The sequence below is a fragment of the Paracidovorax oryzae ATCC 19882 genome (assembly GCF_000687165.1).
Lineage (GTDB): Bacteria > Pseudomonadota > Gammaproteobacteria > Burkholderiales > Burkholderiaceae_C > Paracidovorax > Paracidovorax oryzae.
The window spans coordinates 14604-32523 of record NZ_JMKU01000037.1; the positions used below are offsets into that span (position 1 = coordinate 14604).

Consider the following 17920-nt stretch of genomic DNA (forward strand, 5'->3'; position numbering starts at 1 on the left):
CGGGATGCTCAGGCCAGCGCCGGCACGGCGGCGCGGCCCCGCGGCATGCCCGCGAAGGCGAAATCCACATCGGGCACGAGCCCGCTCACGATGCTGGCGATGGCGCGGCCCGAGCCGCAGGCATGCGTCCAGCCCAGCGTGCCGTGGCCGGTGTTGAGGAACAGGTTGGGCAGCTTCGTGCGGCCGATGAGCGGCACGTTGCTCGGCGTGGCCGGGCGCAGGCCCGTCCAGAACTGCGCCTGCGAGGTGTCGCCCGCGCCCGGGAACAATTGCTCCACGCGCTTCACGATGGCTTCGCAGCGCACCGGGTTGAGGTCGCGGCCATAGCCGTTGAGTTCGGCGGTGCCGGCGATGCGCATCACGTCGCGCGCAGGCTGGTCGCCCTGCGCCGGGCGGGTGTAGCGCGAGAAGACCAGCTTGTACTCGTCGTCCGTCAGGCTGACCTCGTAGGCGGCGAGGGCGTCGCGCACGGGCAGCGTCACCGAATAGCCCTTGGCCGGATAGATGGGCAGCCGCAGGCCCAGTGGCTCGGCCAGCAGCGGGCTGAACGAGCCCATGGCCAGCACGTAGGCATCGCCGCGCACGCGCTCGAAGCGGCCTTCCGCGTCGGTGATCTCCACATGGTCGATGGCCCCGCCCGCGGTGCGCAGCGCCGTGATGTGGCAGCCCATGCGGAACCGCACGCCGGCCTGCCCGGCCCGCTGCGCCAGTGCGCGCGTGAAGGCGTTGGCGTCGCCGGATTCGTCGGCATCGGTGTAGGTGGCGCCCGCCAGCTGCGAGCGGATGGAGGCCAGGGCCGGTTCGATGCGCACGGCCTCGTCGGCGCTCACCACGCGGCGCTCGCAGCCGAGCTGGCGCATTTGCTCGGCCGGCGCGAGTGCGCCGTCGAATTCCTTGCGGCTGGTGTAGAAGTGCAGGATGCCCTGCGCGCGCTGGTCGTACTGGATGCCGGTGTCGCGGCGCAGCTGCTGCAGGGTTTCACGGCTGTAGGTGCCCAGGCGCACGATCTGCTCGATGTTGTGGCGCGTGCGCGCCGGTGTGCATTCGCGCAGGAACTGCAGGCCCCAGAGCCACTGGCGCATGTCGGCGCGCAGGCGGAAGAGCAGGGGTGCGTCTTCCCGGCCCAGCCACTGCAGCACCTTGAGCGGGGCGCTCGGGTTGGCCCAGGGTTCGGCATGGCTCACCGAGATCTGGCCGCCGTTGGCGAAGCTGGTTTCCGCGCCGGGCGTGGCCTGGCGGTCGATCACGGTCACTTCGTGGCCGAGCTGCTGGAGGAAATAGGCGGAGGTGGTGCCGAGCAAGCCGGCGCCGAGGACGATCACGCGCATCTTCAAACCTTTCGAGGGTGAAGCGCCGGGCGCGTGCGTGCAGGCAGCTATGGATTCAATAGCGTGCAGCAGGCGCGTGGCCCGGCTGCCGCTCCCCCTGTCCTTGGTACCTGAGAGATTCACCCCGTGGCCAACACGGCGCGGGGCTTGCTCCTTCGGTGCGCCACAGGCTGTGGCGGCTCTCCAGACGGCGTTCGATGGTGTGCAGTACGGTACCTGAGCGTGTATGGGAGTTTGCGCCTTCGGTGGAACGCCAGCCGGGCTGGGCCGTTCGCTCTCCTGCGAGGCGGATCGTAGCAGCGAAACCGCGCCGCGCATAGCGCCCGGCGCGGCCGCGGGTTCAGCCGGCTTGCGGGACGACGGCTTCGCCCAGGTTCAGCATCAGCCGGTTGGCCCAGGCGAAAAGGGCAGCGGCGTGCAGCGCGTCCAGGATCTCCAGGTCGGACAGGCCGGCGTCGCGCAGCGGCTGCAGGTGCTGCGCGCCGAACGTGCCGGGCGTGCGCGTGAGCGCGGCGCTGGCCTGCACGATGGCGCGTTCGCGTGCATTGGTGCCGGCGGTGTCGGGTTCCTGGAAGATCTGCGCCATCACGTCGTTGCGCTTGGCCAGTTGCTCGAAGCGCTGTGCGTGCACGGAGGCGCAGTACACGCAGCCGTTCACGCGCGAGACCACGGTGCTGGCGACTTCGCGTTCGGCACGGGCGAGGCCGCCGGGCGCGTACATGATGGCGTTGAAGGCCTGCGAGCGCTCGGACAGCACGCGGGGCTGGTGCGCCAGCAGCAGGTAGAAGTCCGACGTGCGGGCCTTGGGATGGCTGAGGTCGAGCACTGCGTTCTGCTCGGGGGTGGCCGCTGCGGGATCGAGCACGGGCAGCCAGGCCTTCCAGTCCAGCGTTTCGCTGGTGTAGCCGTTCACGCGCAGCGGCTCGCCGGGCGCAGGCAGGTTGGCGGGGTGGACGAAGGGGGCAGCGTCCGCCGGTTGCGCTGCGGCAGCGGCCGGCGCGGCGCCGGCTTCGCCCAGTTGCGCCAGCGCGGCCACGCCGGCCACCACGCGCAGCTGGTAGGTGACGAAGCCGATCAGCTGCGCGAGCAGCACCGTGTCCGGCACCGCGAGGCCCGCGGCGGGCAGTGCCTGCAGGGCGGCCTGGTCGCTTTCGGCAGGGTGCGTGGCGAGGGTGCGCGCGAAGTGCACGATGGCCTGCAGCCGGGCGTCCGCGATCGCGGCGCCGGGCGCATCGACGAGCGCCTGCACGGCCGGCGGGGGGGCCAGCGGCTGGAGGGCTGCACGGTAGTGCGCCGCCAGCGCGGGCAGTCCGCTCACGCGGGCGATGTCGTGCGCCACGGCCAGGCGCTCGGCCTGCGTGAGGCCGCCGGGCAGCCCGGGGCCGAAGAGGGCGTCCTCGCAGCCCTGGGTGGCCGTGGCGACCTTGTCGCGCTGGTGGCGCACGGCGTGGGCCGCGCTGCCGGGCGCGAGGCCGGCGATGTGGTCGATGGTGTCGCGGGATGCGGTGGCAATGGCGGTGTCGGTCATGGGCGATCCGTTGCGGTGGGGCAGGAAGAGAGGGCGGGGCGGCCGGTCAGCCGGGCAGGACGCGCCGGGCGGTGTCCGCGGGCGTCCATTCGTCGCCCAGCAGTTCGGGCTCGGCATAGGCCTGCAGCACGCCGAAGTGGTAGTCCACGTCTTCGCGGTAGAACAGGCTGGCGAGGCCGGTGGCCAGCCGGCGCGCGCCGTCGCTGATGGCGGGGATGTCGCCCGAGACCGTGCCGTGCGACAGGGCCGCGGGGTAGCAGAAGCAGTGCACGCGCTCCAGGCCGGGGCAGTCGCCGGGCAATTTCTCGCGGAACTCGAACACGGGGCCCAGGTCGGGCGAATCGGCCAGTTCCTGGTCTTCGTCGCCCGGCGGCGGCGTGTAGCGCGCGCCCCAGGTGCGCACGTGGGGCGCGATGGCCGCGAATTCGGGCTTCTGCGCCCAGTCGATGGCGAAACCGGTCGAGACGATCAGGAAGTCGAAGGCGAAGGTGCCGTGCGGCGTGGCGGCATGCAGCGCGCCGTCGGCCGGGTTCTCGCGCACGCCCTGCACCGGGCAGCCCAGGTGGAAGAAGGCGTTGGGGTGGCGCGAGACGCGCAGCGTGCTGCCGTGCGGTGGCGGCACCTGCGTGGTGTTGATGTAGTGGCGGATGCGCCACTTCCAGGCGTCCGGCAGGTCGTGGTGGCCGTGCGTGAGGCCGGGCACGCCCGAGCCCTTGGACTTGTTGATGCGGGGCAGGTCGGGGCGGCGCACCAGCAGGTCCACGCTGGCGGCGCCGCATTCCAGCGCCGTGGCGGCGCTGTCCATGGCGGACGAGCCGGCACCCACCACGCCCACGCGCAGGCCGCGCAGCGTGGCGTAGTCCAGCACATCGGACGAATGCGCCCAGCGGCTGCGGTCCACGCCCTGCATGAAGGCCGGGATCTGCGGCCCGCCCAGGCCGTCGCGGCCCGTGGCCAGCACCACGCGGCGTGCGAACCAGGTCGTGGCGTGGCCCTGCGCCTGCACGTCCACTTCCACCAGCCCGTCGCCGCGCGGCCGCACGGCGGTGACCGCATGGCCGTTGCGCACGTCCGCCCGGGTAACGCGCCGGTACCAGCGCAGGTAGTCCATCCACTGCAGCCGCGGGATCTTGTCGAGCGCGGCCCAGGCGTCGTCGCCCCACTGGGCCTCGAACCACGCGCGGAAGGTGAGCGAAGGAACGCCCAGCGCCGGGCCCGTCAGCTCCTTGGGCGAGCGCAGCGTTTCCATGCGCGCCGTGGTCGCCCAGGGCCCCTCGTGGTCCTCCGGTGCGCGGTCCAGCAACACCGCAGGGATGCCCTGCTGCGCCAGCGCCATGCTGGCCGCCAGGCCCGCCTGGCCGGCGCCGATCACCAGCACGTCGATGACCGGCCGGCCCGCGTGCATGCGCTGCGGCAGCCAGGCCTTCGCGCGCCAGTTGAGGGTCAGCAGATCGTGCTGCAGCCGCTGTTCAAGAGCAGCCAGCCCGGCCGCGCCCAGAGGGGAGGAAATAGCCATGGAAAGATTGTTGCAGGAGGCAGAAGGGCGTTGAGGCAGCGCCACGGAATGCGATCACAACGCGGATCCGCTTCGCCAAGGCGTTGAAAACCGGCGCGGCCCCATACCAGCGACCCCCGTGGAACTGGCTCCGCCAGGCCACCGGGGGTGCCCCCCTTCCCGGGGCGCGCAGCGCCACGAGAGAAGGGGGGAGCGGCGCAAGCCGCTCAGGGGGTTGACGCCGCTAGTCCACGCTGATTTTCGCGTCCTTCACCACCTGCGCCCATTTCGCGCGGTCCTGGTGCACGGTCCGGGCGAACTGTTCCGGCGTCTCGATGCGCACCGTGTTGCCCTGCGACTCGAAGCGCTGGCGCACCTCGGGCTGCTCCAGCACCTCGCGCAGCGCGGTGTTGAGCTTGCGCACGATGGCCGGGTCCGTGCCCTTGGGCGCGAAGATGCCGAACCAGATGGAGCTGTCGAAGCCCTGGGTGCCGGGCAGCCCGCTGGAGGCGATGGTGGGCACTTCCTTCACCGCGGCCACGGGCTTCGCCGTGGTCACGCCCAGCAGGCGCACCTTGCCGGCCTTGTAGTGCGGCAGCACGGTCTGCACCTGGTTCATGATGCAGCAGGTCTCGCCGCGCACCACCGACGTGATGGCCTCCGGGCCACCCTTGTAGGGCACGTGCACCATGTTCAGGCCCAGGCGCGCGTTGAATTCGGCGAACGCCATGTGGGTGCCGGCGCCGTTGCCGGTGGAGGCGTAGTTGTACTTGCCGGGGTTGGCTTTCACGATCTCGACGAATTCCTGCAGCGTCTTCGCGTCGATCACGTTCGGGTTCACGGTGAGCACGTTGGACACGTCGATGAGCGTGCCCACGGGCACGAAGTCGGCCTCCACGTCGAAGGGCAGCTTCTTGTAGAGCGCGGCATTGCTGCCGTGCGTGGCTGCGGTGCCGAAGGCCAGCGTGTAGCCGTCCGGCTTGGCGCGGGCGACGTACTCGCTGGCGATGTTGCCCGCGGCGCCGGACTTGTAGTCGATGATGACCGGCTGGCCGAGCTTCTGGCTGAGCGGCTCCTGCACGGAGCGGGCCACCACGTCCACGCCGGAGCCGGCCGGGAAACCCATGATGAGCGTGACGGGCTGGCGCGGCCAGTCGGCGGCGCCGTGCGGATCCGCCGCGAGGGCAGGGGAGGCGGCGGTCCAGGCCGCGGCGGCGAGCGCGGCGGCACCCAGCCAGGAGAAGGAATCGGAAAGACGGCGCATGCGAAGGGTCCCAGGAAAGAACAGGATCCCTGCCCGGACAGAGCCGCCCGGGTGGGGCGGTCCGGTGGGAAGCAAGGAATGCGCCATTGTGGGCAAGGCTTCATGCCCGCCCGCCCATATGGTTATGGGGTGACGGCCCCCGGCGCCGGCCGGGCGGCAGGGGGATCAGCGCCGGTAGGGATCGTCGGGGCGGCGGTCGTAGCGGTTGGGCACGCCGTCGCCATCACGGTCCCAGCCGCCGCGGCGCATTTCCCAGCGGCTGCCCTGCTGCACCCAGCCCGGCTGGCGGTACACATAGCCCGGCCGCGCGCGCAGCCAGTGGCCCGGAACCCAGACGTGCCCGCGGCCGCGCCATTCCCAGTGGCCCTGCTCCCAGACCATGCCGCGGCGCGGCGGCGGCACGCGCTCATAGCGGGGCGGGGGCGGTGCGGACCAGCGTTCCAGCACCACGGGCGCGGGCGCGACGTACTGCGGGCCGGATTGCACGATGACCGTGGCGCTGGTGGCGGCCTGCGCGGAGGTGGTCACCGTGCCCATGGCGGCGGCCAGCGCGAGCGAGGCGGCGGAGAGGGACAGGGCCTGGCGGTGGATCATGGAAGTCTCCTGAAAGGCTCGGAATTCCGGTGCCGGGCCCGGTCGGCCCCGGTGGTCCCGGTCATCCATGGCCCCATGCTCGCGGCCGCGCGTCAACGCCGTGTCGCCCCGGTGTCGCCGCCGTGCGAAGCGGTGTGTGCAGGTGTTTCCCGCCTTCGTCCGCACGGGTGTCAGCGTGCCGCGCCCAGTTCCGGCCAGATGGCGGCCCAGTCGTGCGGGCGCAGGTCCTTGCGCGTGACCTGGCCGCCCGTGGCCTGCTCGATGGCCACGCAGTTGAGCGGGGAGGGAATGCGCTGGGCGTAGCCGTGCTGCCACTGCCGGATCTGCGCGTCGCTCTTGATGGGCGACCCATGCTGCGCCATGCGCAGCCGGAGCTGGCGGACGCTCAGGGCGCCGTGCTGTTGGAGGTATTCGTGCAACGTCATGTCCCGCCCCGTGGAAAGTAGCAATTGCTCTGGATTCTATTTTTGCAAAGTAGCAAAAGCAACCGTAGCGTGTGCTACTTTCCGCACCATGGACGAAACCGCGTTGCAACTCTACCGGCGCCAGCGCCTGGATGAGGCGATTGCCCATCTCACGGCGGGCAACGTCACTGCGTTCGGGCGCCTGCTGGGGTACCGCGACGGGGCTTTCGTGCGGCAGATGCTGTCGGGATCGCGCGCGGTGTCGGACAAGACGGTGCGGGCGATCGAGACGCTGCGCGGCATGCGCGCCTGGTTCCAGGCGGACGGGGAGCCGCCCCTGCAGGCGGGCGAGCGGGACCCGGCCTATCCGGACGCGGAGGCCGGCGCGGGCACGGATGCCGTGCTGGTGCTGGAGGTGCGCCGCCAGCAGGACCTGGGCGGGCGGCAGGGCGCCGAGCCCGCCTGCACGGCGGACGGCGGCATGCGTACCATCGCGCTCACCCATGAGTGGCTGGAGCGCCGCAGCCTGCGCGCGCGCGACCTGATCGCGGTCGCGGTGGGCGATGACAGCATGCAGCCGTCACTGCACCCCGGGGACGTGGTGGCGGTGGATACCCGGGAGCCGTCGCCGGCCGACGGGCAGGTGTTCGTGGTGGACTACGAGGGCGCCTGCCTGGTGCGGCGGGTGGTGCGCGACAGCGGCGCATGGTGGCTGGCCGCGGAGAACGCGCTGCGGTTTCCGCGCAAGCAGCTCACGGCGCCCTCCGCCCGGCTCGTCGGGCGGGTGGTGCACGTGCACAGCGAGACGCTCTGAGCCGCGCGCTGCGGCCCCGCCTCGGCGGGGCGCCAGCCCGTCAACTGGAAACGCTTCGCAGCGGCAGGGCGCTCCTGGCCGTCCACACGCCCTGGCGCAGCTGCTTTTTCGTGTAGAGGCCCCGCAGGTAGTCCACCTGGTAATCCTCGTGCGCCGGAAGCTCCGCGAGCTGGAAGTCGGCGAGGTCCATGAGCCGGGTCGTGTTCGCTGCGGCGTCGTAGCGGCCGATCTGGAAGATCGGCTCCTGCAGGCGCTGGAGATGCGACATGCCGTCGGTGAGCATGACGAGGGCACCGTCGGCCACCGCCACGGCCTGCGGGACGATGGCCATGCCGCAGGAGGTGACCAGCTGCAGGTCCAGGGCCTTCGCCTGCGGCCCCAGCGTCTGCGCCACGGTGTTCATGGCGTTCGCCACGACCTGCTTGGCATGGTCCAGGCACACCTCCAGGCCCACCGCCATCTCGTCCCAGAAAACCAGGTTGTCCAGGTTCTGGTCCGGGTTGAGCTGGAAGCTGTAGGTGGTGGTGGGATCGAGGTTGGCGTGCCAGTCCTGGGGCGGGCCGTCGATGTGGGAGATGTAGTGCTTCTCCATGAGGATGTAGGGCACGCTGGCATCGAGGCGGGCGCGGCTGCCGCGCAGCATGATCGCGGTGTTGAGCAGGTTCATGCGGTGGTCGTCCTGCATCGGAAGCACCGAGCAGACCGTGCCGGCGACGACCACCCAGTCGCGGAACAGCGTCGAGCCCTGGACCACGGCGTAGAGCACCTCGGCCAGTGCATAGCGTGCATCCTCGGGATAGGAGCCGAAGCTGGTGTCCCGCAGGAAGCGGTCGCCTGCGGACTCTTCCCGGGAGGCCTTGCGGAAATAGAACTCCGGGGCGATGAACACCTTCAGCGTGCGGCTGTCCTGCATGCCCTCCACGTTCTGGAGGGTGGTGGCCGTCCAGAACAGCACGTTGACGAGGCGCTGCGCGCGCGCCTGCAGGTCCGGATCGTCCAGCCGGATGCGCGGAGCGCCCGAGCGGGAGTCCACGTTGCCGGGCGGCGTGGGATAGAAGGTCGGCACCATGTAGCTCAGCGGCAGGACCGAGGTGTAGCCGCCGGCCGGCAGGATGTCTTCGATGGTGATGGGCACGTGGAACCTCTCTCTCTTGGGGGTGGTGGGAAAACCGGGGCGGCGTGCTTTCGCGCCGCGTCATGCGGCCTGCTTGAGCAGCCAGTAGATTTCCTTGACGGTCTGCAGGGCGATGGTCTGGTCCTCCGCGGGCACCTGCGCCAGCGGCAGGCCGCGGGACACCGACAGCCCCGGAAAGACCTCGATGGGCACGCCGTTCGTGTCCGTGGACAGCGGACGGGGTTCGGGCACGCCGGCGAAGGCGTGGCGCAGCAGCGAGACGGCCATGCCCAGCGCCACGAGCGCGAGCAGTACAAGCACCGTGACGAGCAGCTTGATGGGCGGGATGGGGATCTTCCGGATCAGGCTGGCGATGAACATCACGGCCATCAGGGCATCGATGTTCAGCGGCGAATTCAGCACGCGCACCATCTCCGTCTGCACGAGCAGGCCGGGCTGCTGCAGGAAATCGACGGCATAGCTGCGCTGGCGCACGACCACGGGCACCGGGACGCTGCGCGTGCCGAGGGTGTTGTCCTCGGCCCGGTAGGCGACGCGGCTCCAGCCCGGCGAGATCGCCTCGGGCGCGGACAGCCGCAGCCATCCGAAATCGCTGCGCGGCAGGTCGATGTCCGGGGCCGGGGCTTGCACGATGAAGAAGCCCGCAGGATTGCCGGTGCCCGGCCCGGACGCCTGCCGGTATGCCGTGGGGAAGGCGACCACCACCACTTGCTCCGGCAGCGGGCGCCATGCGGGTTCTGCGCGGGGCATGGGCCGCCTTGAGCGCGTCAGCCGGCGCGGCCCCGCGCCATGGTCGCTTCGTAGAGCGCCAGTCCCTGGACGATCGCGGCGGCGCTGACGGCGAGCGACCCGAAGATCACCGGCGAGGGCTGCTCGCTCCGCAGGGCCTGCGCCATGAGCGCATAGCCCGCCTCGGCCTCCGGCAGGGCGGTCGCGTTCAGCGCGGCGGCCGTTGCCAGGGGCACATCGACGATCGAGCCGGAGGCTGCCATGTCAGGCGCCCGGGGCCGCCGGCAGGTTGTAGAGCTTGCGTATGCGGTCCAGCACCTTGTTGTTCTCTTCGGTGATGACGCGCATCTGCTCGTCGGCATCGCCCTCCACGCCCAGCAGGGCGATGTTGGTGGCCACCCTGGTCATCGATTCGGCGATGTCCTCCACGGCCTTGCCCAGTTCCTCGATGGATTCCTGCGGTTTCATGCTGTCTGCTCCTTGTCCGGGGTGTTGGCGGCTGCGGCCGGCGCGGGGGCCGGCCTCCAGCCGTCGGATTCGGCCATCCGCGTGACCACGGAGGAATTCACGAACCCGATGCATTGCGCGAAGCTGTCCGGGCCGTGCACGACCTCGTGGTCGTCTTCGATCGTGCTGGATGCAAGCACCGAGAGCACGCCCGTGCCCTGGTTGCGGATCACGTAGCAGTCTCCGCTGTCCAGCGCGGCGCTGAAGCCGCTGCGCAGCCGGCCCTCGATCTGCTGCATGAGCAGCCGGTTGTGCTGTTCCATCGGCGCCAGGGTCCGGGAAAGGGATTCGTCCATTCCACACTCCTCAACGGGTGGGCAGCGCGCCGGGCGCGGCCTGGAGGCCGGCCAGCGCCTGGGCGGCTTCGCCTCCGGTAAGCACCTCCGTGGCGGAGCGTGCGGTGGCGGGCTGCAGGTCCTGCACCTGGTTCACCGCCTGCGCCAGGATGGCCAGGTGCAGCCGGTTCATGGCGTCCTGCCGGGCCACCTGGTTCTGCGCGCTCAACTGGTTGCTCGCGACCTGGTTCGCGTAGGCCTGGTTGGACAGGGCCGACGGTTGCTGCGCGGTGGCCATGCCCGACAGGGCCACGGATTCGATCACCGCGGCAGGCACGTCTTCGCCGCGGGTGAACTCCTTGATTTCAATGCGTCCCATGTTTCCTCCCTCGTCGCGGAAATGCGGGGCGGCCCGGGGGCCGCCCCGCCTGCGCCACCGGTGTTACCGGCGGATGCGGGTCACCTGGATGACCACCCCCGGCTTCTCGATGCCGATCTGGATGTCTTCCTTGGTGATGTTGCCCGGGATCAGGATCGGCGTGGCCCCGGGCGGCACGACGAGCATGCCGTCCTGCACGCGCAGGCCCAGGTCCACCAGCGCCCTGAGGTCCTTCAGCAGGCCCTTCGGCGGGATTCCGCCGGGGGTGCCCGCGAAGGCCTGCAGCACGCTCTTGAGGTCGGCGATGGTCTGCGCGAGCTCGTTGCTCGTCAGCACATCCACCGCGGAGCGCGCCTCCAGGGGGCCGATGTTCGCGATGGTGTTGGTGGCCTTGGCCACCAGCGGCAGCCCGAGTTCGCCGACCGCGCGCTGGTTCGACACCGCGTTCTGCTGCCCGAGGTTGCTGGTGCTCACCACGTTGGAATAGGCGAGGTTCGACAGCATCGCCGGCTGCTCCGAAATCGCTTTCAGATTGCCGATCGCCACCGCGCTCACCACTTGTTCGTCAAGCATGTCATGCCCTCCGTTTCAGGCCCTGCGGCGCAGGGCGTTCAGCCCTTGAAGGCCTGCAGCGTGGCCTTCATGTCGGCGATGGTCTGCGCCAGCTCGTCGTTGGTGAGGATGTCCACCGCGGAGCGGGCTTCCAGCGGGCCGAGGTTGCTCACCGTGTTGGAGGCCTTGGCCACGATGGAGATGCCCAGTTCGTTCATGGCCTGCTGGTTGGCGACCGCGTTCTGCTGCGACAGGTTGGTGTTGGCCACCGTGTTCGAGTAGGCCAGGTTGGACAGCATCGCAGGCTGCTCCGAGATGGCCTTCAGGTTGCCGATGGCGACGGCGCTCACTACTTCTTCGTTCAAAGCCATGGTTTCTTCTCCTCGTTGGTCAGTTTGTTGAGATATGACATGGCGGCTTGCCTACCGCCGCCCCGGAATGGGGAGGATGGCTTGCGCCCGGCCGGGGCCGTGCGCGAACGCATGCGTTGTCCGGGCCCCGCGGCCGGTCAGCCGGCAGGGTCCCGGCGGTTCTGCATCATGTCCATGTCCCGGATCAGCTTCTCGATGTCCCGGGTCAGCTGGTCGATCGTGTCCTGGTTCTTGCAGTTGTCGATCATGGCGATGCTCTTGGCGGTGGCGGCCATCTGCACCTGGTTCATCGCCTGCTGCTGGCTCAGCGCGATCTGCTGCTGCATGTTCTGGTTGAAGATCTGCTGCGCCAGCGCGAGGTTGGCCAGGATCGCCGGCTGTTCGCCGATGGACTTCGCGTTCGATATCGCGATGGCCTGTATGACATCGGATGGAAGCGAATCTGACATGGAGCCCTCCAGTGGTGTTGTCGTGTGCCGCGGTGTGGCCGCGTGTTGGATGGCATCTTATTTTTGGGCGCCTCGGCCCGGAAGTATCGTTACGGTTAAGCCCGCCGCCGCGTTACCGTAACCGGGCGGTACAGGCGCAGCGGCGCCGGGCCGGGCACTGCGCGCCGCCCAGGTAGCACCGCGCGTATCAGCGCTGCCACGCCCGCAGGTCGCACCCATCCCGTTATCCCTCGATTCGTGCGAAGCTTTTCGCGGGGCATAAGAACGAACAGACGAATGAGGGACTTGACTGTGAAAGACGGTAACGAGGACATCAGGGAGGAGGACGTCCGCGCGGCATGCGATGCGATCGTGCGGAGCGAGTCTTTCGCGAAGGCGCACCGGATGCAGCGGCTGCTGCGCTTTCTCGTGACGCAGGCGATCGCGGGCGACAGCCGCAACACCAGCGAGTACGCCATCGGCATCGAGGTATTCGGCCGCGACCCGGCCAGCTTCCTGCCTTCGGAGGACCCGATCGTGCGCGTGCAGGTGGGCCGCCTGCGGCAGCGGCTCGACGCGTACTACGCGGGCAACGATCCGCCGCACGGCATCGAGATCCATATTCCCGTCGGCACCTACATGCCGGTGGTCCGGCGCCGCGGGGCGGCGCTGCGCGATGCCGGGTTCGCGCACCTGCTGATGCTCCAGCCGCTGCACTGCATCGCCGAGCGGGTGGACGGGCAGGCGTTCGCCTACGGCCTGCACGAGGAATTGCTGGAGCAGCTCTACAAGTCGTTCGGCGACGTGCTCATGGCGTCGGGGCCGCCGCTGGCACCCGTGGCCGCGGCAGGGCCGGCGCCGCGCTGTGCGCAGCGCCTGGTGGCGCGCCATTCGATCGAAGGCAGCGTCCGCATCGATGCGGAGCGCATCCGTGCGTCAATACGGCTGGTGGACTCCTCGCTGCGCCGCATCACGTGGGCGCGCAACTTCGACCGGTCCCTGCAGCTGGGCATCGAGCAGCAGGAGGAACTCGCCGCCTGCATCTGCAGCGCGCTGCGCCAGATATTCCGGCGCTGAGGGTCAGCGCCGCATCGCGGTGAACGCCTCGAACTCCCAGCGTCGCATCGCCAGCAGCACTGTATAGCCCTCGCGGTCGCGCTCGGGCAGGCGCTGGTCGGCGAGGTGCTGCTGCGCGAAATCGTGCGCCACGCGCTGCAGGCGCTCCTGGAAGGCGGGCGCGAGGCTGCGGCCGATGGCGCCGTGCACCATCAGCACGCCTTCGCCCGGGCCGTCGAAGCCGCCCGAGAAGTAGTCGAGCAGGGCATGGTCGCGGAAGTAGTGCATCACCGGGCCGTGCGCGCGCCAGCGGAAGGTCTTGGCGAGCTTGAGACGGTAGCGGTTGAGCGGGCGCAGCTCGATGATGCCGATGCGGTCGAGCTGCGCGAGGTACTTGACGCCTTCCGCGTCCGAGAGCCGGTAGGTGCCCAGGATCTGCTCCAGGGTCCACTGGCTCAGCACGCAGATCGCCATGAGCAGCAGCTTCTTGTCGGCCACCACGGCGCGCTCCTGTTCCAGCGAGAGCTGGTCGAGCAGGGGCTGGCTGTCGGCCACGCGGCGCGCGAGGTCGGCGAAATCGAGCCGCAGCGCCCGGCAGATGGCGTCGATGCGCGACAGCGGCATGTCGCCGCGCGCCAGCATGCGCTTGACGCTCGATTCGGCCATGCCGAGGGCCTGCGCGAGGTCGGCATACGTCATGTGCGCGGCCTTGAGTTCCTTCTTGAGGGCGGTGACGAGGTCGGCGGTGGTGCTCATGGGTATCGATTATGGATACTGCCGGTGGCTGGCGGCAGCGCTGGTGGCACTGGGCGATGCTGGGGGCCGGGCGCGGCGCGAGACTGCCCGGCACATCCACTGCACGCGCCTTCCTTCCATGCACCCTCTCGCATCCTCTTCCCGCACCGCGCCACTGTCGCCGTCCCGACGCGAAGGCGTGCTCTGCGCCGCCCTGCTGGCCGGCGTGGCGCTGGCCCTGGCGGGCCCCTTCGTTCCCCCCGGGCCGCAGGCGTATGCCTATGCCGACCAGCGCACGCTCTGGGGCCTGCCGCATGCCATGGACGTGCTCACCAACCTGCCGTTCGCCTTGCTGGGGCTTTTCGGGCTGGCGCGGCTGGCGGCCCGGGTGCGCGAAGGCGCGCTGCGGGTGGCCACCGTGGCGGCTGCGGGGCTGTTCTTCGCAGGGCTGCTGTTGACCGCCGGGGGCTCGGCCCTCTACCACTGGCAACCCCACGGCATCACGCTGCTGGCGGACCGCGCCGGCATGCTCGTGGCGTTCTCCGGCATGCTGGCGCTCGCGGTGGACGAGCGCATCGGCGCGCGGGCCGCCGCTCTCGCGGGGGCCACGGTGCTGGCCGGCGGTGCGGCCGCGCTGCGCACCTGGGGCATCACCGGCGATCTCTGGCCCTGGGCCGTGCTGCAGGGCGGCGGCATGCTGCTCCTGCTGGCCCTGGCGGCCGATGCGTGGCGGTGCCGGCGGGCCGGCCGCGCGCCGCTGCCGGGCCGGCTGGGGGTTTCCCTGGCCGCGGTGATCGGCTGGTACGGCCTGGCGAAACTGCTGGAGGTCGGCGATGCGGTGGTGTTCGCCGCCACGGGGCTCCTCGTGTCCGGCCACAGCCTCAAGCACCTGGCCGCGGCGATGGCGGCCTGGCCGCTGCTGGCGGCGCTGGCCCCGGGCCGGTATTTCGCGCGCTGCGAGCGCGGCACGCCCTGGCGCGGGCGCCGCGAAGGCACAATGCCCGCCGGCGCGAAGTCGAAATGACGCGATTTCCACACACTCCCCAGGAGCACGGCATGAGCCAGGAACAGATCCGCATGGCGGCGGCAGAGGTTTCCTCCCCTTCGGGCGGCGGACATGAAAGCCATCCCAACCAGTTCGCGCTGCTGCGCCAGCGGCGGTTCGCGCCGTTCTTCTGGACGCAGTTCGCGGGGGCGGCGAACGACAACCTCTTCAAGTTCGCCTTCACCGTGATGGTGACCTACCAGCTCAGCGTGTCGTGGATGCCGCCGTCGATGGCGGGACTGGTGATCGGCGCGCTCTTCATCCTGCCGTTCCTGCTGTTCTCGGCCACGTCGGGCCAGCTCACGGACAAGATCGACAAGACGCGCATGATCCGCGTCGTGAAGAACCTGGAGATCGCCATCATGCTGGTGGCGGCCTGGGGCTTCCTGGCGGCCAGCCCCGTGGTGCTGCTGGGCTGCACTTTTCTCATGGGGCTGCATTCCACGCTGTTCGGCCCGGTGAAGTTCGCCTACCTGCCGCAGGTGCTGTCCGAGCGCGAGCTCACGGGCGGCAACGGCATGGTGGAGATGGGCACCTTCGTCGCCATCCTGCTGGGACAGGTCGCCGGCGGGCTGCTGGTGGCCGTGCCCGGCGTGGGCCATGCCTGGGTGGCGGCCGCCTGCGTGGCCGTCGCGCTCGCGGGGCGGGCGGTGGCGCAGTTCATCCCGAGCGCGCCGGCCACCGATCCGGGCCTGGTCATCAACTGGAACCCGGTCAGCGAAACCTGGCGCAACCTGAAGCTGGCGCATGGCAACCCGGTGGTGTTCCGCTCGCTGCTGGGCATCAGCTGGATGTGGTTCTTCGGGGCGGTGTTCCTCTCGCAGTTCCCCAGCTTCGCCAAGGAGGTGCTGCATGGCGACGAGCACGTGGCCTCGCTGCTGCTGGTCGTGTTCTCCGTGGGCATCGGCATCGGTTCGCTGCTGTGCGAGGTGCTCTCGCGCCGGCAGGTGGAGGTCGGCCTGGTGCCCCTGGGCGCCATCGGCATGAGCGTCTTCGCCATCGACCTGTACTTCGCCTCGCGCAGCCTGCCGCCCGCGTCCGTCATGGGCCTGGGCACCTTCCTGGCGCAGCCCGCTCACTGGCGCGTGATGGCGGACCTGCTGCTGCTGTCGCTGTTCGCCGGCCTCTACAGCGTGCCGATGTACGCGCTCATCCAGATGCGCAGCCAGCCCACGCACCGCGCGCGCATCATCGCGGCCAACAACATCCTGAACGCGCTCTTCATGATCGGCAGCTCGGTCATCGCGGGCGCGCTGCTGTCGGCCGGCTGGAGCGTGCCGCAGGTGTTCCTGTTCACCGGCATCGCCAATGCCCTGGTGGCCGGCTACATCTTCCTGATCGTGCCGGAATACCTGCTGCGCTTCGCGGCCTGGGTGCTGTCGCGGCTGGTGTACCGCTTCCGCGTGCGGGGCGATGCGCACATCCCCGCACAGGGCGCTGCGGTGCTGGTGTGCAACCACGTGAGCTTCGTCGATGCCGTGCTGCTCATGGCCGCGAGCCCCCGCCCGATCTATTTCGTGATGGACCATCGCATCTTCCGCGTGCCCGTGCTGGGCTGGCTGTTCCGGCTTGCCAAGGCGATCCCCATCGCGCCCCAGAAGGAGGATGCCGCCGTTTACGAGGCTGCCTTCGAGCGTGCGGCGCAGGTGCTGCGCGAAGGCGACCTGCTGGCCATCTTCCCGGAAGGCGGCATCACCCGCGACGGGCAGCTGCAGCCGTTCAAGGGCGGCATCATGAAGATCCTGGAGCGCGCTGCGGCCGAAGGCGTGCGGCCTCCGGTGGTGCCGATGGCGCTCACCAACCTGTGGGGTTCCTTCTTCAGCCGGGTGGACGGCAACGCCATGGCGCGCCCGTTCCGCCGCGGCCTGTTCAACCGCGTGGGGCTGAACGTGGGCGCGCCGGTGCCGGCGGAGACGGTGCAGCCCGAACTGCTGCAGGCGCGCGTGGCGCAATTGCTGGATCGGTGATGCAGGGCGAAGACAGCGGCGCGCTCGCGCTGCGCATCATGGATTTCCTGCGGGGCATCGGCCTGCCGGTGCGCGAGGCGCCGCTGCCGGACGGCTCCTTCCTGCCCGGCGTTCGCATCGAGCGCGGCGGACTCTGCGTGGACCGTGTGCGGCTGGCGTGGCCGGGCGACCTGCTGCACGAGGCGGGCCACCTGGCGGTGGTGCCTGCCGCGCTGCGCGCGGGCATGGACGACGCCCTGCAGAACCTGCCGGCAGTGGAGCACGGCGGCGAGATCGAGGCCACGGCCTGGGCCTGGGCGGCCTCCTGCCACCTCGGGCTGGATGCGGCCGTGCTGTTCCACGATGGCGGCTACCACGGTCAGGCGCAGAGCCTGCGCCTGACCTTCGGCATGGGCGTGTATCTTGGCCTGGCGGGGCTTGCCGCGACAGGCATGGCGCTGACGCCCGTGCAGGCCTCGGCGCAGGGAGGCGAGCCCTACCCGCGCATGCAGGTCTGGCTGCGCCCCTGAGCCGGGCTGTCCATCAGAAGGTTTCCCAGTCGTCGTTGTTCTGGCTGGATGACCGGGCGGGTGCCGGGGCTGCGGTCTGCGCCGGAGGCAGCGCGGGGCGTGCGGCCCCTGCTGCCGTGGCGTGCGCCGGTGCGGGATGCTTCGGTGCCGCAGCGATGCCGGGTGCGGTGCGCGGGCTTGCGGCAGGCGCCTTGGCGTGCTGCAGCGCCGCGGACGCTGCGCGCGCGGTGTCGCGGCTGCGGGACTGTGCCTGGGCGATGACGGCCTGCGAGGCGTTGGCATCGACCTGGAAGACGCTGACGAGCTGCACGAGGCGGGCGGCCTGGGAGTTGAGGCTGTCGGCGGCGGCGGCGGATTCCTCGACGAGTGCGGCGTTCTGCTGGGTGACCTGGTCGAGCTGGTTGACGGCATCGCTCACCTGGGAGATGCCCTGTTCCTGCTCGTGGGTGGCCGCGCCGATCTCGGCGATCAGGTCGGCGACGCGGCGGGCCTGCTCGACGATCTCTCCCATGGTGGAGCCGGCCTCGCCCACGAGCTGCGATCCGGTCTCGACCTTGGAGACGCTCTCGCCGATGAGGGCCTTGATCTCCTTGGCGGCCTGGGCGGAGCGCTGCGCGAGGGTGCGCACTTCGGAGGCGACGACGGCAAAGCCGCGGCCCTGCTCGCCGGCGCGGGCGGCCTCGACGGCGGCGTTGAGTGCGAGGATGTTGGTCTGGAAGGCGATGGAGTCGATGACGCCGATGATGTCGCCGATTTTGCGGGAGGAGTCGGTGATGTCCTGCATGGTGCGCACGACGTTGCCGAC

Annotated in this window: 22 protein-coding genes and 1 riboswitch; of the genes, 5 read left to right on the top strand and 17 right to left on the bottom strand. The window is 70.3% G+C overall.

From position 1 onward, the window contains the following. Positions 1–8: 8 nt before the first annotated feature. The 6 genes from T336_RS0120730 to T336_RS0120755 all read right to left on the bottom strand — a co-directional run bounded on the left by T336_RS0120730 (position 9) and on the right by T336_RS0120755 (position 6634). Positions 9–1328, bottom strand: coding sequence for a D-amino acid dehydrogenase (locus tag T336_RS0120730; RefSeq protein ID WP_026433969.1), 1320 nt, complete (start codon positions 1326–1328; stop codon positions 9–11). An 87-nt stretch (positions 1329–1415) separates the two neighbouring features. Next, positions 1416–1525, bottom strand: a riboswitch (glycine riboswitch). Positions 1526–1668: 143 nt separating this feature from the next. After that, positions 1669–2856 (bottom strand): CMD domain-containing protein, encoded by a 1188-nt coding sequence (locus T336_RS26310; RefSeq protein ID WP_084151484.1) that lies wholly within the window; start codon positions 2854–2856, stop codon positions 1669–1671. Between the two features lie 46 nt (positions 2857–2902). Then, on the bottom strand, positions 2903–4372 hold the full coding sequence (locus T336_RS0120740; RefSeq protein ID WP_026433971.1) for a SidA/IucD/PvdA family monooxygenase: 1470 nt from the start codon (positions 4370–4372) through the stop codon (positions 2903–2905). A 223-nt stretch (positions 4373–4595) separates the two neighbouring features. Then, the gene (locus tag T336_RS0120745; protein WP_019704082.1) at positions 4596–5615 is read right to left on the bottom strand and encodes a Bug family tripartite tricarboxylate transporter substrate binding protein; all 1020 of its coding nucleotides are present in this window, start codon (positions 5613–5615) and stop codon (positions 4596–4598) included. 165 nt (positions 5616–5780) lie between these two features. After that, positions 5781–6209, bottom strand: coding sequence for a YXWGXW repeat-containing protein (locus T336_RS0120750; RefSeq protein WP_019704081.1), 429 nt, complete (start codon positions 6207–6209; stop codon positions 5781–5783). A 170-nt stretch (positions 6210–6379) separates the two neighbouring features. Then, on the bottom strand, positions 6380–6634 hold the full coding sequence (locus tag T336_RS0120755; protein ID WP_026433972.1) for a transcriptional regulator: 255 nt from the start codon (positions 6632–6634) through the stop codon (positions 6380–6382). 88 nt (positions 6635–6722) lie between these two features. Between T336_RS0120755 and T336_RS0120760 the strand changes: the two genes are divergently transcribed. Continuing rightward, on the top strand, positions 6723–7427 hold the full coding sequence (locus T336_RS0120760; protein ID WP_026433973.1) for a S24 family peptidase: 705 nt from the start codon (positions 6723–6725) through the stop codon (positions 7425–7427). 40 nt (positions 7428–7467) lie between these two features. Here T336_RS0120760 and T336_RS0120765 read toward each other — a convergent pair whose 3' ends face one another. From T336_RS0120765 to T336_RS0120805, 9 genes are all read right to left on the bottom strand, one after another. Continuing rightward, complete coding sequence (locus T336_RS0120765; RefSeq protein ID WP_026433974.1) at positions 7468–8562, bottom strand: hypothetical protein; 1095 nt, start codon at positions 8560–8562, stop codon at positions 7468–7470. Positions 8563–8622: 60 nt separating this feature from the next. After that, a complete protein-coding gene (locus T336_RS0120770) occupies positions 8623–9312 on the bottom strand; it encodes a hypothetical protein (protein WP_084151485.1) in 690 nt (229 codons plus the stop codon). Positions 9313–9329: 17 nt separating this feature from the next. Beyond that, positions 9330–9554 carry a hypothetical protein gene (locus tag T336_RS0120775; RefSeq protein ID WP_026433976.1) on the bottom strand — a complete coding sequence of 75 codons (225 nt, stop codon included), beginning with the start codon at positions 9552–9554 and terminating at the stop codon, positions 9330–9332. Position 9555: 1 nt separating this feature from the next. Continuing rightward, positions 9556–9759: a hypothetical protein gene (locus tag T336_RS0120780; protein ID WP_013596750.1), complete on the bottom strand. Its 204-nt coding sequence runs from the start codon at positions 9757–9759 to the stop codon at positions 9556–9558. Further along, a complete protein-coding gene (locus tag T336_RS0120785; RefSeq protein ID WP_026433977.1) occupies positions 9756–10094 on the bottom strand; it encodes a hypothetical protein in 339 nt (112 codons plus the stop codon). Before T336_RS0120785 ends, T336_RS0120780 begins: the two co-directional genes overlap by 4 nt. A 10-nt stretch (positions 10095–10104) precedes the next feature. Further along, positions 10105–10452 (bottom strand): hypothetical protein, encoded by a 348-nt coding sequence (locus T336_RS0120790; RefSeq protein WP_026433978.1) that lies wholly within the window; start codon positions 10450–10452, stop codon positions 10105–10107. A 63-nt stretch (positions 10453–10515) separates the two neighbouring features. Further along, positions 10516–11025 (bottom strand): hypothetical protein, encoded by a 510-nt coding sequence (locus T336_RS0120795; protein ID WP_026433979.1) that lies wholly within the window; start codon positions 11023–11025, stop codon positions 10516–10518. Positions 11026–11063: 38 nt separating this feature from the next. Then, positions 11064–11375 carry a hypothetical protein gene (locus T336_RS0120800; protein ID WP_013596746.1) on the bottom strand — a complete coding sequence of 104 codons (312 nt, stop codon included), beginning with the start codon at positions 11373–11375 and terminating at the stop codon, positions 11064–11066. Between the two features lie 137 nt (positions 11376–11512). Continuing rightward, positions 11513–11824 carry a hypothetical protein gene (locus T336_RS0120805; RefSeq protein WP_019704071.1) on the bottom strand — a complete coding sequence of 104 codons (312 nt, stop codon included), beginning with the start codon at positions 11822–11824 and terminating at the stop codon, positions 11513–11515. A 291-nt stretch (positions 11825–12115) separates the two neighbouring features. On the opposite strand from T336_RS0120805, the gene T336_RS0120810 reads away from it, so the two are divergent. Continuing rightward, positions 12116–12880 carry a hypothetical protein gene (locus tag T336_RS0120810; RefSeq protein ID WP_020425109.1) on the top strand — a complete coding sequence of 255 codons (765 nt, stop codon included), beginning with the start codon at positions 12116–12118 and terminating at the stop codon, positions 12878–12880. Positions 12881–12883: 3 nt separating this feature from the next. Here the strand turns inward: T336_RS0120810 and T336_RS0120815 are convergent, their stop codons facing one another. Beyond that, a complete protein-coding gene (locus T336_RS0120815) occupies positions 12884–13615 on the bottom strand; it encodes a helix-turn-helix domain-containing protein (RefSeq protein WP_019704069.1) in 732 nt (243 codons plus the stop codon). A gap of 118 nt (positions 13616–13733) precedes the next feature. On the opposite strand from T336_RS0120815, the gene T336_RS25460 reads away from it, so the two are divergent. Genes T336_RS25460 through T336_RS0120830 form a run of 3 tightly spaced genes read left to right on the top strand, consistent with a single transcriptional unit; the run spans position 13734 to position 17115 of the window. Continuing rightward, positions 13734–14618, top strand: a complete 885-nt coding sequence (locus T336_RS25460; protein WP_051647377.1) for a hypothetical protein — start codon at positions 13734–13736, stop codon at positions 14616–14618. 53 nt (positions 14619–14671) lie between these two features. Then, positions 14672–16606, top strand: a complete 1935-nt coding sequence (locus tag T336_RS0120825) for an MFS transporter (RefSeq protein WP_026433982.1) — start codon at positions 14672–14674, stop codon at positions 16604–16606. After that, positions 16606–17115, top strand: a complete 510-nt coding sequence (locus tag T336_RS0120830; protein ID WP_026433983.1) for a hypothetical protein — start codon at positions 16606–16608, stop codon at positions 17113–17115. Before T336_RS0120825 ends, T336_RS0120830 begins: the two co-directional genes overlap by 1 nt. 13 nt (positions 17116–17128) lie before the next feature. On the opposite strand, the gene T336_RS0120835 is transcribed toward T336_RS0120830, so the two are convergent. Further along, positions 17129–17920 (bottom strand): methyl-accepting chemotaxis protein (locus T336_RS0120835; protein WP_026433984.1); only part of this gene is annotated, 792 nt, incomplete at its 5' end.